Origin of the sequence: Ensifer adhaerens (assembly GCF_002940685.1) — a bacterium.
Classification (GTDB): domain Bacteria; phylum Pseudomonadota; class Alphaproteobacteria; order Rhizobiales; family Rhizobiaceae; genus Ensifer; species Ensifer adhaerens_E.
This window is the reverse complement of the sequence record NZ_PNFP01000001.1, coordinates 328570-343891: the sequence shown is the minus strand read 5'-3', so window position 1 is coordinate 343891 and position 15322 is coordinate 328570. Positions and strand designations below refer to the sequence as shown.

The 15322-nt window shown below is 63.7% G+C and carries 13 protein-coding genes and 1 pseudogene; 6 read left to right on the top strand and 8 right to left on the bottom strand.

The features are described 5' to 3' along the window. Positions 1-62 precede the first annotated feature (62 nt). Entirely contained in the window at positions 63-2348 is a 2286-nt protein-coding gene (locus C1A35_RS01800; protein ID WP_104662649.1) for an NADP-dependent malic enzyme, read from the top strand. A gap of 349 nt (positions 2349-2697) precedes the next feature. Here the strand turns inward: C1A35_RS01800 and C1A35_RS01795 are convergent, their stop codons facing one another. From C1A35_RS01795 to C1A35_RS01775, 5 genes are all read right to left on the bottom strand, one after another. Further along, a complete protein-coding gene (locus tag C1A35_RS01795) occupies positions 2698-3588 on the bottom strand; it encodes a GNAT family N-acetyltransferase (protein WP_104662648.1) in 891 nt (296 codons plus the stop codon). A gap of 121 nt (positions 3589-3709) precedes the next feature. Continuing rightward, on the bottom strand, positions 3710-5986 hold the full coding sequence (locus C1A35_RS01790) for a hybrid sensor histidine kinase/response regulator (protein WP_104662647.1): 2277 nt from the start codon (positions 5984-5986) through the stop codon (positions 3710-3712). A gap of 55 nt (positions 5987-6041) precedes the next feature. After that, positions 6042-6533, bottom strand: a complete 492-nt coding sequence (gene lspA / locus C1A35_RS01785) for a signal peptidase II (protein ID WP_104662646.1) — start codon at positions 6531-6533, stop codon at positions 6042-6044. Beyond that, positions 6530-7390, bottom strand: a complete 861-nt coding sequence (locus tag C1A35_RS01780; RefSeq protein ID WP_104662645.1) for a TrmH family RNA methyltransferase — start codon at positions 7388-7390, stop codon at positions 6530-6532. Before C1A35_RS01780 ends, lspA begins: the two co-directional genes overlap by 4 nt. Continuing rightward, entirely contained in the window at positions 7387-8541 is a 1155-nt protein-coding gene (locus C1A35_RS01775) for a class I SAM-dependent rRNA methyltransferase (protein ID WP_104662644.1), read from the bottom strand. The genes C1A35_RS01780 and C1A35_RS01775 overlap by 4 nt, the downstream gene beginning before the upstream one ends. Before the next feature lie 306 nt (positions 8542-8847). Between C1A35_RS01775 and C1A35_RS01770 the strand changes: the two genes are divergently transcribed. Continuing rightward, complete coding sequence (locus tag C1A35_RS01770; protein WP_104662643.1) at positions 8848-9306, top strand: SRPBCC family protein; 459 nt, start codon at positions 8848-8850, stop codon at positions 9304-9306. 59 nt (positions 9307-9365) lie between these two features. Here the strand turns inward: C1A35_RS01770 and C1A35_RS01765 are convergent, their stop codons facing one another. The 3 genes and pseudogenes from C1A35_RS01765 to sppA form a co-directional block, all read right to left on the bottom strand. After that, entirely contained in the window at positions 9366-9710 is a 345-nt protein-coding gene (locus C1A35_RS01765) for a DUF1049 domain-containing protein (protein ID WP_104662642.1), read from the bottom strand. 107 nt (positions 9711-9817) lie between these two features. Then, positions 9818-10123, bottom strand: a pseudogene (locus C1A35_RS01760) (integration host factor subunit beta); the annotation flags it as partial. A 127-nt stretch (positions 10124-10250) separates the two neighbouring features. Further along, positions 10251-11210 carry a signal peptide peptidase SppA gene (sppA, locus tag C1A35_RS01755; protein ID WP_104662641.1) on the bottom strand — a complete coding sequence of 320 codons (960 nt, stop codon included), beginning with the start codon at positions 11208-11210 and terminating at the stop codon, positions 10251-10253. 265 nt (positions 11211-11475) lie between these two features. Between sppA and lptC the strand changes: the two genes are divergently transcribed. The 4 genes from lptC (at position 11476) to rpoN (ending at position 15236) form a co-directional block, all read left to right on the top strand. Further along, the gene (lptC, locus tag C1A35_RS01750) at positions 11476-12144 is read left to right on the top strand and encodes an LPS export ABC transporter periplasmic protein LptC (protein WP_104662640.1); all 669 of its coding nucleotides are present in this window, start codon (positions 11476-11478) and stop codon (positions 12142-12144) included. A 15-nt stretch (positions 12145-12159) separates the two neighbouring features. Continuing rightward, positions 12160-12720, top strand: a complete 561-nt coding sequence (locus C1A35_RS01745) for an LptA/OstA family protein (RefSeq protein ID WP_104662639.1) — start codon at positions 12160-12162, stop codon at positions 12718-12720. A 12-nt stretch (positions 12721-12732) separates the two neighbouring features. Beyond that, complete coding sequence (gene lptB, locus C1A35_RS01740) at positions 12733-13551, top strand: LPS export ABC transporter ATP-binding protein (RefSeq protein ID WP_043615614.1); 819 nt, start codon at positions 12733-12735, stop codon at positions 13549-13551. 146 nt (positions 13552-13697) lie between these two features. Next, complete coding sequence (gene rpoN, locus C1A35_RS01735) at positions 13698-15236, top strand: RNA polymerase factor sigma-54 (protein WP_104662638.1); 1539 nt, start codon at positions 13698-13700, stop codon at positions 15234-15236. Positions 15237-15322: the final 86 nt, after the last annotated feature.

Sequence of the window (15322 nt, the reverse complement as noted above, 5' to 3'; positions counted from 1 at the left end):
ATATAGACGACAACCATAAAGAGGCGCGCCGCAAGGCCTGCCCACAGGAGGATTGAGGAAACATGCCGGCCACCGACAAGACCGATCGCACCATGACGAGCGTCACCGCGCAGGAAGCGCTTGATTTTCACTCGCAGGGTCGCCCCGGAAAGCTGGAGATTTCCCCCACCAAGGCGATGGCCACCCAGCGCGACCTGTCGCTTGCCTATTCGCCGGGCGTCGCCGTGCCGGTGAAGGCGATCGCCGAGGATCCCAACACCGCCTATGACTACACGACGCGCGGCAACATGGTCGCCGTGATCTCGAACGGCACCGCCATTCTCGGCCTCGGCAATCTCGGCGCGCTTGCCTCCAAGCCGGTCATGGAAGGCAAGTCGGTGCTGTTCAAGCGCTTCGCCGACGTCGATTCCATCGACCTCGAAGTCGATACCGAAAACGTCGACGAGTTCATCAACTGCGTGCGCTTCCTCGGCCCCTCCTTCGGCGGCATCAACCTCGAGGACATCAAGGCGCCAGACTGTTTCATCATCGAGCAGAAGCTGCGCGAGATCATGGACATTCCGGTGTTCCATGACGACCAGCACGGCACCGCGATCATCGCCGCCGCCGGCCTCATCAACGCGCTGGCGCTGACGGGCCGCGACTTCAAGACGACGAAGCTCGTCTGCAACGGCGCGGGTGCGGCGGCGATCGCCTGTATCGAGCTCATCAAGTCGATGGGCTTCAATCCGGAGAACGTGATCCTGTGCGACACCAAGGGCGTGATCTTCCAGGGCCGCACCGAGGGCATGAACCAGTGGAAATCGGCGCATGCGGTCAAGACCGACCGCCGCACGCTCGCCGAAGCGATGGACGGCGCGGACGTGGTCTTCGGCCTCTCGGCCAAGGGCGCACTGTCGGAAGACATGGTCCGCTCGATGGCGCCGCGGCCGATCATCTTCGCCATGGCCAATCCCGATCCGGAAATCACCCCGGAAGAGGTCGCCCGCATCCGCGACGACGCGATCGTCGCCACCGGCCGTTCGGACTATCCGAACCAGGTCAACAACGTGCTTGGCTTCCCCTACATCTTCCGTGGCGCGCTCGACGTGCGCGCGACGACGATCAACGACGAGATGAAGATCGCGGCTGCCGAAGCACTGGCGAGCCTTGCCAAGGAAGACGTGCCCGACGACGTCGCCGCCGCGTATCAGGGCAACCGCCCGCGCTTCGGCCCGCAATACATCATCCCGGTCCCCTTCGATCCGCGCCTGATCTCGGCGATCCCGATGGCGGTCGCGAAGGCCGCGATGGAAAGCGGCGTTGCCCGCAAGCCGATCACCGACCTTGAAGCCTATGGCCGCCAGCTCTCCGCCCGCCGCGACCCGATCGCCTCGACGCTGCAGCGCATCTACGAGCGCGTCCGTCGCCAGCCGAAGCGCATCGTCTTTGCCGAAGGCGAAGAGGTGCAGGTCATGCGCTCGGCGATCGCCTATGCCAACCAGCAGCTCGGCACCGCCATCCTGCTCGGGCGTGAAGAGCGCATGCGCGAAACCGCGGAGCGCGAAGGCATCGACCTCGACCGCCCCGGCATCCAGATCGTCAACGCGCGGCTGTCGAAGCGCGTCAGCGCCTATACGGACTATCTCTATGCCCGCCTGCAGCGGAAGGGTTTCCTCTTCCGCGATGCGCAGCGCCTGATCAACAACGACCGCAACCACTTCGCCGCCTGCATGGTCGCGCTCGGCGACGCCGACGGCATGGTCACCGGCCTCACCCGTAACTATTCGACCGCCCTCGAGGATGTGCGCCGCTGCATTGACCCGAAGCCGGGCCACCGCGTCATCGGCGTCTCGATCGCGCTCTGCCGCGGCCGCACCGTGCTCGTCGCCGATACGGCCGTGCACGACATGCCGACGGCCGAGGAACTGGCGGAGATCGCCGAGGAAGCGGCAGGCCTCGCCAAGCGGCTCGGCTACGTGCCGCGCGTGGCGATGCTCGCCTACTCCACCTTCGGCCATCCCTCGGGCGAACGCTCCGAGCGAGTGCGCGAAGCCGTCAACATCCTCGACAAGCGGCGCGTCGATTTCGAATATGACGGGGAAATGGCGGCCGACGTGGCGCTTAACGCGCGCGTCATGGAGCAGTATCCGTTCTGCCGCCTCTCGGGCACCGCCAACGTGCTGGTGATGCCGGCATTCCACTCGGCATCGATCTCGACCAAGATGCTCCAGGAACTCGGCGGTTCGACCGTGATCGGCCCCTTGCTCGTCGGCCTGGACAAATCGGTTCAGATCGTCTCGATGTCGGCCAAGGATTCCGACATCGTCAACATGGCGGCGATCGCGGCTTACAACGCCGGCATGTAGGACCGGCATTGCCGGTCCGGCGGCTGCCCCATTCTGAAGCAGCCGCCTCCAATCGGGTCACTTCGACCACCCGATTGGTAGCAATTCGAAACAACTTCAAAGAAGAAAAGCCCGCTTCCCTAATAAGGATGCGGGCTTGATAGCGGGCAGTGCTTTTATATTTAAGGTTATGAAAGCAGGAGTCTTGGGAACCCTATACCTGCCGACCCCCGGAAGATCGGCAGTTTCTCCATTTATTTCTCTATTCGTTCGTCATGAAATTAGAGAAGAACATGACAATACATGTCTCTCTTTCGACCCCGAAAGTCAAATCCATCATTAATATTTGGTTAACCCAACCGAGGTCCGATCAGGAGACGGCGCCACCGAATCGTCCGGCATCGGCGCCGTAGTAGTTGAGGTAACGGCCGGAGATATTGCTGATCGGCAATACGATCAGAACATCGGTGGTGCGGAAGGCATGATCGACCACCGCGCCGTCGCCGACCATGGCGCCAAGGCGCATATAGCCCTTGATCAGCGGCGGCAGAGCGGCAAGCGCCTTCTTCGCGTTGATCGCCTCGGCCGGCATCAGATCCATCGTCCGGTGCAGTTCCGGGCGCGCACTGACGGCCCAGTCGTCGCGGGCGCGGATGTTGTGGTGGAGGAAGGACAGCGCCAGCGCATGCTCGGCCGGAACGACCCCCGGGAACGAGCCGCAGCCGAACATCGCATCCATGCCGTATTTCAGCGCATAGGCCCAGTTGCCCTGCCACAGGAGTTCGACCGTGCGCTTGGTGCGGTATTCCGGCAGCACGCAGGAGCGGCCGAGCTCCATGAAGCGCTTGGTCGGATGACGGGCGAGCAGCGCGTCGATCGCGAATTCGGAGGACGAGTAAAAACCACCGGAACGCTCGGCCACGTCCTGGCGCAGCAAGCGGTATGTGCCGACGATCTGATCCTCGGCGTCGCCTTCGATCGCGGTATCGAGAACAAGCAGGTGATCGCAGATCGCATCCCAGCTGTCGACGTCGCGCTTGCGCCGCTCCGCCTCGGGGCCGACCTGCGCCTTCATTTCCTCGACGAAAACCTTGTAACGCACCGCCTGGGCGGCATCGATCTCCGATGCCGTGCGGGCAAGACGCGTCTCAAGATTGGCGATCCGGCCAAGCACGTCGCTTGTCGGAACGGCAGCTTTCTTGCCGATGCAAGCCTGAGAAGTATCAACCACGTTCGCCGATTCCAATAGGTCGATGGCCATCCCGCGTCATCCCGAATCAATTCCGTCTGCCGGGCTTAGACCACGTTTCTGCAACAACATAGTGACATCAAAGCGGCGTACAACCCCCGCTGCGGAATGGTTACCGTTACCACCGCGAGCCTTACCGTTTACCCAACAGACGCGCAATCTCAGAGGTCAGCACCTGCGGCTCGACCGGCTTGGCGAGGACGACATCCGCACCGGCTGCAAGCAGGCGGTCGCGCATATCCTCGCGGATATCGGAGGTCAGCACGATGACCGGCAACCTTGGCAAGGAGCGTATTGCCTCGTCGGCGCGGATCTGCCGCATCATGGAAAGCCCGTCTCCACCCGGCATGTTGAGGTCGGTGACGAGGAGCGCCGGCGAGGCGCCTCCGGGAGACGCCCGCAGCACTTCCGCGACCGCGGGAAAGTCGCCGACCAGCTGGACCGCGTGGCCAGAGCGCTGCAGCAGGGTGCGGATGATCAGCGCGTTGATCGGATCGTCCTCGGCCAGCAGGATACCATCTCCGGGCCGGCGGACCGGGTCGGCGGCGGGCTCTTCCCTAAGCACCGGCCTGTTGTCGTTGATCGCGTCGCGCTTTTCGATGCCCTTCAGCCGGCCGAGCAGCACCTCGACCAGCGACTTTTCGCGCAAGGGCCGGATCAGCCAGGCCTCGTAGCCGTCCATCTGGTTGACCGGGTGGCTGTTGCGCTCCTCCGGATTGATCAGGTAGGTGCGGCGAAGCTCCAGCCGGCCGATGGCCGGCTGGAGCGCCAGCAGCTGCTCGTACTGCTGTGCGTGTCGATGATCGACGATGACATCGGTGAGCGGCGCGCCGCCAGCCTGCACGTCGGCGAGAACGTGCTGGGCCGCGGCAAGCGTCGTCGCGCGGTGGCAGCGCCCGCCAAGCGTTGCGATGGTTGCGGCCAGCGCCGCCGAGGCCGGGCCATCGGGGGCCATGACCAGCACATGCGATCCGGCAAGGGTGGAACGACGCTCCGTCGCGACCGCCTCGACCTCCGCAAGCGGCAGGCGGATTTCGAAGCGGCTGCCGCGACCGGGCGCGCTTGCGGCCGTGAGGCTGCCGCCGCACGCCTGCATGATGCGCCTGGATATGGCCAGACCAAGCCCCGTACCCTTGGCGCGCTGTTCGTCGTTGCCGGCCTGCTCGAACTCCTCGAAGATGCGCTTCAGATCGTCGGGCGTCATGCCCGGCCCGGTATCGTCGATGCGGATCCGCACGCAGTCTTCGATCGTGTCCGCGCTGACGAAGACGCCGCCGACTTCCGTGAACTTGACCGCGTTGCCGATGACGTTGAAAAGCACCTGGCGCAGGCGCGCCGCGTCGAACGCCATCAGTGCGGGAACGTCGACGGAAACCGTGGCGCCGATCTCGATGCCCTTTTCGTGGGCGCGATTGGAGAGCATTTCCACGACGCTCTCGACGACGCCGCGCGGGTCCTGTCGGCTGGGGCGGAACTGGAAGCGGCCGGCCGAAAGCGACGAGAAGTCGATCAGGTCCTCGACCAGTTGCACCAGCGCGTGGCCGGACTGCTGCATGCCTGCGAGATAGTTCTTCTGCTCGCTCGACAACCGGGTCTGGCCGAGCAGATGGCTCATGCCGAGAATGCCCGAAAGCGGCGTGCGGATCTCGTGGCTGACGGTGGCGAGCAACCGCGACTTTGCCCGGCTCGCTTCCTCCGCCCGCCGGCGCGCCGCCTCGCGCTCGCGCGCCGCCCGCGCCTCTTCGGTGACGTCGCGCGCAATGCTGTGGCGCATGAGCTTGCCGCTTGCCGGATCGCGGGCGATCACGTCATGCCAGTCGAAAAGGCGGATGCCCTCGGCCGTGGCGATGCGCACGAGATAGTGATTGGGCGCGGCCTTCGGCTCGAAGCTCAGGCCAAGGGCACTGCAGGCCAGACCGCGGACATCCGGCTGGCCGCAGACCTCATGGAAGACCGCATTGGCGTGGACGATCTTGCCGTCCATGCCGCGCATGATCGCAAGGTCGCCCAGCGCATCGTGAATGGTCGAAAGCAGTGCCGACGTTTCGGAGCGATGCCAATCGTTGTCCCGCTCCACTTCCTCGGAAACCGGTGCGCTATCAAAGGAGCGGATGGCCTCGACGGCCAGCAGAAGCGCGCCGACCACGCCGGCCGCAGCAATCGCCGCGGCGAACAGGTGAAAGCCGGCGGTTATGCCGATCACGAGAATAAGGCCGGAGGCGATCAGGCCGAGCAAGGCAAGGGACGCGTGCCTGAGGGCGGAGCGCCCGCCAGAAGCTGGCGGCTCCGGCGCCGCGCGGGACGACGGTGCATCTAGCGGAAGCGCGGAGACCGGCGCAACGCTGCCCGCCCGGGCGTCTCTCCCGAAGCCGGTTTCGATCCGCTCTAGCAGTCGTGACGGTTCGCTCATGCGTTCCGGGTAACACGACAGGCGTTCCGAATGGCTTCAACGCATCGCTAAAATCTTAGCGATGCGCCTTTTTCGCGTGCAGCAGCTCGTCAAGAATGATCGCGCCGGCGCCGATGGTGATGAACGTATCGGCCAGATTGAAGACGGCGAAAGACCAGGTCTCCGTGTAAAAGAGGATGTAATCGATGACGTAGCCGAAGAGCAGCCGGTCGACGAGGTTTCCGAGCGCGCCGGCGATGATCAGCGCATAGCCGAAATGGGCGAAGAACCGATCCTTCGGCGTGCGCTTCCACAGCCAGAGCACGAAGGCGCAGACGGTGAGCCGCATGCCGACGATGAACCAGCCCTCCATGCCCGACAGCATCGAGAAGGCGACGCCGTAGTTGTAGGTGCGGTAGAGTGCCAGCATCGGCACGACATGGACCGCCTGGTTGAAGGGCAGGTAAAGCTCGACCAGGTACTTGATCGCCTGATCAGCAATGAGCGCGAGGACGATGAAGACCGCGATCGGCAGCGGCCGCGAAAACAGCACCGGCTTCTCGCTCATGCGCGGGCATCCAGCGTCAGAAGGTGGCGGCGCGCCTCAAACAGCATGATGCCGGTGGCGATCGCCAGATTGAGCGAATCCGCCCTTCCGGCCTGCGGGATGCGGGCAAGCGCGCCCGCCTCGCGCGCAAGCTCCTCCGGCAGGCCCGACTGCTCGTTGCCCATCAGAAGCACGACCGGCTTGGTCTTGTAGTCGATGGTGCGATAGTCGACGGCACCGGCGAGATGGGTCGCGACCACCTTCACGCCGGCAGACTTCTGCCAGCGGATGAAATCCTCGGTGCTCGCACGCGCCACAGGCATCGCGAAGACCGAGCCCATGGTCGCACGCACGGTTTCGAGTGAAAACGGATCGGTGGTCTCGCCGACGAGAATGACGCCAGAGGCACCGGCGGCATCGGCGGTGCGGATGACGGTACCGAGGTTGCCCGGATCGCGGACCCGGTCGAGCGCCACATAGGTCTCGCCGAGCTCGGGCTTCAGATCCTTCAGCGACCGATAGCGCTGCTCGAAGATGCCGACGACCATCTGCGGATTGTCGCGCCGCGTGATCGCCGAGAGCACCTTCTCGCTGACTTCCAGCACCAGCCCGCCCTTGGCGAAGGTCTTGGCCGCCACCTGCTCCACATGCGGCTTGCCCTTGGCCGCCTTGGCGTAGATCAGCGTCTTGATCTTCCAACCGAGATCGAGCGCATCGATCACCAGCTTCAGGCCCTCGGCCATGAAGGAGCGCGTCTCGTCGCGGTGCTTCTTCTGCGTCAGCGCGCGGATGTCCTTGATGATCGGGTTGGTGAGGCTCGTGACCTCCTTCACCTGACCGACACGGCCAGTGCCGTGCTCGCTTCTGTCGTTCGTCATTGCGGTACCCAGCGGCTGAAGAGAGAGGTCGAAAGCGCCCTGCCCGGCTCGCGGCCGTCAAGCCCGCCCTCGCGGATGATGAGTTCGCCCGACTCCACCCGGCCGCCGCGGCCGCGCATCGTCTCGCGCATCAGTTCATGGATCGAATAGAAGCTCGCCCGGATCGAATAGGCCGTCAACACCAGGCCGCGTGCCTCGGGCGACAGGATTTCCCGGCAGATGTCGAGCATGGCCGCCAGATGGTCGAAGAGCTGCCAGACCTCGCCGTTCGGACCACGACCGAACTTCGGCGGGTCGGTCAGGATGATGTCGTAGCGGCTGCCGCGACGCTCCTCGCGCTGGATGAACTTCATTGCGTCGTCGCAGATCCAGCGGATCGGCAGGTTTTCGGCGCGCGCCAGCTGCTGGTTTTCGCGCGCCCAGCCGATCGCCTTCTTCGAGGCGTCGACATGGGTGACCTCGGCGCCGGCCCTGGCGGCGATCAGCGAGGCGACGCCGGTGTAGCCGAAGAGGTTCAGGACCTTCAGCGGCCGTCCGGCCGCCTCCACCTGGTCCTTCACCCAGCTCCAGTGCGCAAGCTGTTCGGGAAAGACGCCGACATGGCGGAACGAGGTGAAGCGTCCGTGGAAATCGGTACCGAGAAGCTGCATCGGCCAGGTCTCGCCGAGCACGGCGCCGGGAAAGCGCCAGCGGCCCATGCCGTCTTCGTCGGTGTCGCCGGTGAAGATCGCGTCGGCCTTTTCCCAGACGCTATCGGGCAGGCTGCGCGGCCAGAGCGCCTGCGCCTCGGGGCGCACGATGCGGTAGGGACCGTATTGCTCGAGTTTTTCGCCGGCGCCGCTGTCGATCAGGTGATAGCCGGATGCGTCCGACGTTTCGAGAATGAGCGGCACGCGCTCGGCCGGCTTGTCACCGGTTCGCCGCGCGATCACCCGCGCCGGCGTTTCCTGCACAGGCGCATGCTTTGCCGGCTTCTCACGCATCTCCGCGCCCTGCGTTGCCGCCGGTCGCGTTGGCCGCTCCTTGAAGCCGCCGCCTTTCTGCGGTGCCGGCCGCTTCTCCCCGTGGCGGCCGCCGCCACGCGCCTCGGCACCGCGGCCCTTGGCCGTCGTCACGGAGGCATTCTTCGACCGCCGGTCCTTTTCCTTCACGCTGAAATCCCTGGGCTTTGTTAGAGCATGCGCCGCCTGCCCTGCGCAGTATCCGGTACGAGCGGGCGGACGCCATGAGGTTTGTCGCCGCAGCTTTCAGCCACGGCATCCATTGAAGCTGCAAATAGCATCGCTGATGCTCTTGGCAAAGCCGTTTCCGTTTTGCGAAGATCAAGGCGCAAGAACCCGCCGCAGATTTCCTCGAGCCACAACCGGCTTCCGGACAATCAGCGGCAGGTCTAATGTGTCCGGAGGACCTCTTGCGCGCGATACCGGGCGCAAGGCACAGGACGGGGGAGGAAACGCATGGACATGACCGGCGAAGAGCGGATTTCGGCTGGGCGCGACGCGGTGTGGCGTGGCCTCAACGACCCGGACATCCTCAAGCGATGCATCCCCGGCTGCCAATCGCTGGAGATGAAATCGCCAACCGAGCTTGCGGCCGTGGTGAAGATCAAGATCGGCCCGGTCTCGGCCTCCTTCACCGGCAATGTCATGCTCTCCAATCTCAATCCGCCGGAGAGCTATACGATCTCGGGCGAGGGAAAGGGCGGCATTGCCGGCTTTGCCAAGGGCGGCGCGGACGTCGCCTTGAGCGAAGACGGGGAAGAAACGGTGCTGCGCTACGACGTCAAGGCGGAGATCGGCGGCAAACTCGCACAGCTCGGCTCACGCCTGATCGACTCGACCGCCAAGAAACTGGCACAGCAATTCTTCGCCGATTTCAGCGCCGCCGTCGGCGGGACGCCGGAAGCCGCCAGCTGAAGGCCCGACGCCGGCCGAGCGATCATGCCGTCCCGGGTCTTCGGGGATGTCTGCCTTGATCAGTTCTGCGGAGCGGCGAGCGTCGCCTGGGTCGCGAGCTTTTCCGCCTGGCTGCGGTGCTTTTCAGCTTCGCGGTGCCATTTCAGCGCTTCGCTCGCTTCGCTGCGCGCGCGCTTGCGGTACTTGCCCTGGCTGAACCAGGTTGCGGCAGCGCCGAGAATGACGCCGACGATCGCGGCAAGGAACAGGAAGACGAAGAACGGCGCACTGACGGAAAGCACGCTGTCTTCAGGCCGGAACGGGTTCAGCGCCAGCGTCACGCTCTGGCGATTGGCTACGCTCAGCACGATCAGGACGATGGCGACCGGCACGAGAACAACGATGTTGATCAGTTTCTTGAACATTCAATCGCTCCATTTCGCCGACACCCGTTCTCTTTGCCGGACGCTTGCCGGCAACGGGCCTCGACTACAGGGGTCGTTTGCGGGCCTCTGGCGACCGCCAAGGACGATCAATCCTCGTCGTCGCCGTTCATGCCCGGATTGAGCCGCTCGCGCAGTTCCTTGCCGGTCTTGAAGAACGGAACCCACTTTTCCTCGACGAAAACGGAATCGCCGGTGCGTGGGTTGCGTCCGGACCGCGACGGCCGGTTCTTGACCGAGAAGGCACCGAAGCCGCGCAGTTCGACACGGTTGCCTGCGGCGAGCGCGTCGGTGATCTCATCGAGGACCGCGTTGACGATATTTTCGACATCGCGGTGGTAGAGATGCGGATTGCGAGCTGCAACAATCTGCACCAGTTCTGACTTGATCACTGTCGCCCCCTCAAATTCTTGTTTGTTTTGCTTTTTTCGGTCTGCATTGTGATTTCCGCAAGGCGGTGCGCGGCATTTGCGAAATCACCGACATCGCTTCACGGTTCAGGCTGGGTATATGTCGCCTTGCTCATTGGCCATCAACCTGCCAAACCGAAACAAGACCGTCAAGAAACAACTTGTCGCCCGCAACTTTTTCGAGCCCGCTCATTGCCGGAAAAGCGTCATATCCCAACATCTTGATCCAGTTGGCGGCGATCGCGCCGAGACCAAAAGGCAGGGTCTTGCGCGGCGCTTCCCAATCCACGATCGGCAGGTCCTTGGATACCTTTTTCTCCGTGAGGAAGGCACGAATTTCGTCTTCTCCGCCAAGCGTGTCGACAAGCTTCGCCTTGAGCGCCTGGCGGCCGGTGAAAATGCGTCCGTCGGCGAGCAGCAGTGCGTCCGGACGCGGCAGCTTGCGGCGCTCGGCAACCAGGTCGACGAACCAGGCGTAGCTGTCGTCGATCATCGACTGGATCACGGCCTTTGCCTCGTCGCTCGCCGGATGGAAGGGCGACGGCTCGGCCTTCAGCGGCCGCGACTTGATCGATTCCAGGGAAACGCCGAGCTTATCCATCAGCTCCTTGATCTGCGGGTACTGGAAGATGACGCCGATGGAGCCGGTGATCGAGCTTTCGCCGGCAACGATCGTGTCGCCGCCGAGCGCGATCATGTAGCCCGCCGACGCGGCAAGCGTGCGGACATCGGAAACGACAGGCTTCTTGGCGGCAACCTTGCGGATCGCCTTATAGATGACCTCGCCGCCATAGGTCGTGCCGCCCGGCGACGAAATGGTCACGACCAGCGCCTTGACGCTGTCGTTGTCGGCGATTTTCTGGAGACGTTCGAGCAGCTCTCGGTCATCCTGGATCAAGCCGGTGATTGCGACGCGCGCCACATGCTGCCTGTTGCGGCCGACGTCGTCGGCAGCCCCCGACCAGGCAAAGATCGCGAATGCGGCGACGAGAAGCAGGCCCGCCACCACAAAGCGCCAGAAACTCAATTTCCGGCGCAAGCTGCGGCGATCGGCGATGGCGAGTTCGTCCATGTGGGTTTCTCCCGATTTGTTGGCGCAGCTTCTGTCAGTTTCCGCAGGAACATGCTATCTGCGCGCGCAGAGGCATATTCCATAGACGCGCTTGGCCACGGTTGAAAGCCGCGGCTGGCGTTTTTGCGCTTCACCCGAGTTTTTTTGCGGCGCCATTGTGCGGCAGCAAAAAATATCCATATTTGCGACGACTTACACCCATGTATGTAAATGACCCTTCACCGGGTCAACGACAATAAAAGCAGTAGAACCGACAGGCCCTTCCATGTTGAACCACGCGCCAGCCCCGGGCATCTTTGCCGATACGGGTGCGAGCTCCGCCGACGCCTATGCGCTTGCCGCGCGGCATTCCGCGCGCGTGCGCCGCCTGAAGGTCATCCTGCCGATCGTCGCCGGCATCATCGCCATCGTATTTGCCGCCGTATCCTTCGTGCGCGCCTTCCTGCCCGTCGACCTGCAGATCGAGACCGCAACGATCGAGGACGGCAAGATCGTCATGAAGAACCCGGCGATTTCCGGCCGCAACAAACAGGGCATCAGCTATTCGATGAAGGCGCAGCGGGCGCTCCAGGATATCGCCAACCCCGATATCATCACGCTGCAGACGATCCACGCGGAAATGCCGATGAAGGATTCCATGATCGCGACGGTGGACGCCACCAACGGCATCTACGATCGCGGCGCCAATACGCTCGACATGAACGCCCCGTTCACCATTTCCGTCAATAATGGCATCAACGCCGACTTCCAGTCGGCCTATCTGGACATCAATGCCGGCGAGATGGAAACGAAGAAGCCCGTTGCGATCAGCATGAAGGGCGGTTCGATCATTGCGCAGACGCTGCGAATGACGGATAAGGGACGTATTGTAATATTCGAGGGCATGGTGAGGGTGAACGTCGAGCCCACCGCCATCCGCAAGAACGCGAAATAGGACCCGGTGCACTCCATGTCGGTCACAACCGCCTCATTTTTGAAGATTTCCGCCAGCCTGGCCATTGCCGGAGCGGGCGCTTTGATTATTGCCTCCGGCGCTTTTGCGCAGGCCACGTCGAGCAAGATGAAGGGCCTTGAACTGTCCAACGACAAGCCGATCCAGATCGAGAGCGACAAGCTCGAAATCAAGGACCCGGAAAGCAAAGCGATCTTTACTGGCAACGTCAAGGTCGTGCAGGGCACGACGACGCTGCAGGCCGGCAACATGGTCGTCTTCTACAAGTCCGGCGGCGGCTCGGTTTCGAGCGGCGACGCCGACATCGACCGTATCGAGGTCAGCGAAAAGGTGTTCCTGAGCTCCGGCACGCAACAGGCGACGGCCGATACCGGTTCGTTCGACATGACCAAGCAGGTCTTCGTTCTCAAGGGCGACAAGGTCGTTCTGTCGGAAGGCAAGAACGTTTTCGTCGGCTGCCAGCTCAACGTCCAGATGGAAACCGGAGAGGCCCAGCTCGAAGCCTGCGGCGGCCGCGTGCAGATCCAGCTCGACCCGCAGTCCCGCAAGAAGAACTGACGTAGACCGCTCGTGCAACTTCCCTTCCTCCACAAGCGCAAACGGGTCCGCAAACCGTCGGCGACCGCTGCGGTCGCTTCCGGCCATGCGGTCGACAAGGCGCGCTATGACGGCACGCTGATCGCCCGCGGGCTCACCAAGGCCTATCGCGAGCGCCGGGTCGTCAACGGCGTGTCGCTGGTGGTGCGGCGCGGTGAGGCCGTGGGCCTGCTCGGCCCGAACGGCGCCGGCAAGACCACCTGCTTCTACATGATCACCGGCCTCGTGCCCGTCGACGAGGGCTCGATCGAGATCAACGGCAACGACGTGACGACCATGCCGATGTATCGGCGCGCGCGTCTCGGCGTCGGTTACCTGCCGCAGGAAGCGTCGATCTTCCGCGGACTGACGGTCGAGGAGAACATCCGCGCGGTTCTCGAGGTCCACGACAAGAACCTGGAGCGGCGCGAGAGCAAGCTCAACGACCTGCTCGGCGAGTTCAACATCACCCATCTGCGCAAGTCGCCGGCGATCGCGCTTTCCGGCGGCGAACGCCGCCGTCTCGAAATCGCCCGTGCGCTTGCGACCGACCCGACCTTCATGCTGCTCGACGAGCCCTTTGCCGGCGTCGATCCGATTTCGGTCGCCGACATCCAGGCGCTTGTCCGCCACCTGACCTCGCGCGGTATCGGCGTGCTCATCACCGATCATAACGTTCGCGAGACGCTCGGCCTGATCGACCGCGCCTATATCATCCATGCGGGCGAAGTGCTGACGCATGGTCGCGCCAACGATATTGTCACCAATCCTGACGTGCGCAGGCTCTATCTCGGCGACAATTTCAGCCTCTGAGACCCGATCGCGGGCGATTCAGCCCGCGATCGCGCTTGACCAAACCTTTCCGATAAGCAATTTTTGGGCCAATTATAAAAGGGCCCGCCACCGGCGACCGGAGAAGCGCGCGGCCCCTGGAGATCTCTCGGGAGTTTCGCGTCAGCATGGCACTGTCCGCCAGCCTTCATCTGCGCCAGTCCCAGTCCCTGGTGATGACGCCACAGCTGATGCAGTCGATCCAGCTGCTGCAGATGACGCATCTTGAGCTCAATCAGTTCATCGCCCAGGAAGTCGAGAAAAACCCGCTGCTCGAATTTCAGGCAAATGACGATCTCGCCGTGTCGGAGCGGAGCGAGACGGCGGGCGGAGACGAGCTTTCCGGAAGCGATGACGGCGGCGGCCAGGCGGATCTCTATGAAAGCGCTACGTCGCAGAGCGGCGAGCGGCTCGACGACCAGCTCGATGCCGATTTTGCCAATGTCTTTCAGGACGACACGGCGCCGCAGCGCGCCGACGCGCCGGAACTGCTCGGCCAGTGGAAATCGATGCCCGGCGGCGGCGAAGGCGACGACTACGACCTCGACGACTTCGTCGCCGGCCGCAAGAGCCTGCGCGAAACGCTGCTCGAACAATTGCCCTTCGCGCTGCCGGACGCCTCCGACCGGCTGATCGCGCAGCATCTCATCGACCAGCTCGACGACGCCGGCTACCTGCAGGCGGACCTCGGCGAGGTCGGCGAGCGGCTGGGCGCCGCGCATGCCGACGTCGTGCGCGTGCTTCTGACGCTGCAGCAGTTCGACCCGCCCGGCGTCTTCGCGCGCTCGCTCGGCGAATGTCTCGCCATCCAGCTGCGCGCCCGCGACCGCCTCGATCCGGCCATGGAGGCGCTGCTTGCCAATCTCGAACTTCTGGCGCGGCGAGACTTTGCAACGCTCAAGAAGATCTGCGGCGTCGACGAGGAAGACCTGATCGACATGCTCGCGGAAATCCGCAAGCTCGATCCCAAACCCGGCACCAGCTTCGAGACCAGCGTCAGCGAGGCGATCGTGCCCGATATCGTCGTGCGCGCAGCCCCCGACGGCTCCTGGTTGGTCGAGCTCAATCCGGACGCGCTGCCGCGCGTTCTGGTCAATCAGGCCTACTTCGCTTCAGTATCGCGCGGCACGCAGAAAAACAGCGCCGACCAGGCCTTCCTCAACGAATGCCTGCAGAACGCCAACTGGCTGACGCGCAGCCTCGACCAGCGCGCCCGGACGATCATGAAGGTCGCGAGCGAGATCGTTCGCCAGCAGGACGCGTTCCTGGCCAACGGCATCGGCCATTTGCGGCCGCTGAACCTCAAGACCGTCGCCGACGCGATCAAGATGCATGAATCGACCGTCAGCCGCGTCACCTCGAACAAGTACATGCTGACGCCGCGCGGGCTGTTCGAGCTCAAGTACTTCTTCACGGTCTCGATCGGCTCGGCCGAGGGCGGCGACAGTCATTCGGCCGAATCCGTGCGCCACAGGATCCGCACGCTGATCCTCGAGGAGAGCACCGAAGCCGTGCTTTCCGACGACGATATCGTCGACAGCCTGAAGAAGGCCGGCATCGACATCGCCCGGCGCACCGTCGCCAAATACCGGGAAGCGATGAACATCCCCTCCTCCGTGCAGCGCCGGCGGGAGAAGCGCGCGCTGGCCAAAGCCGCGGGTTTCTGAGCACCGGAAGTTAAGGCGCATTAACTTTTTTGCGACCTTCGATTGACTCTCTCCGACACAGGCGATATGAGCCCGCCGCAATTGCC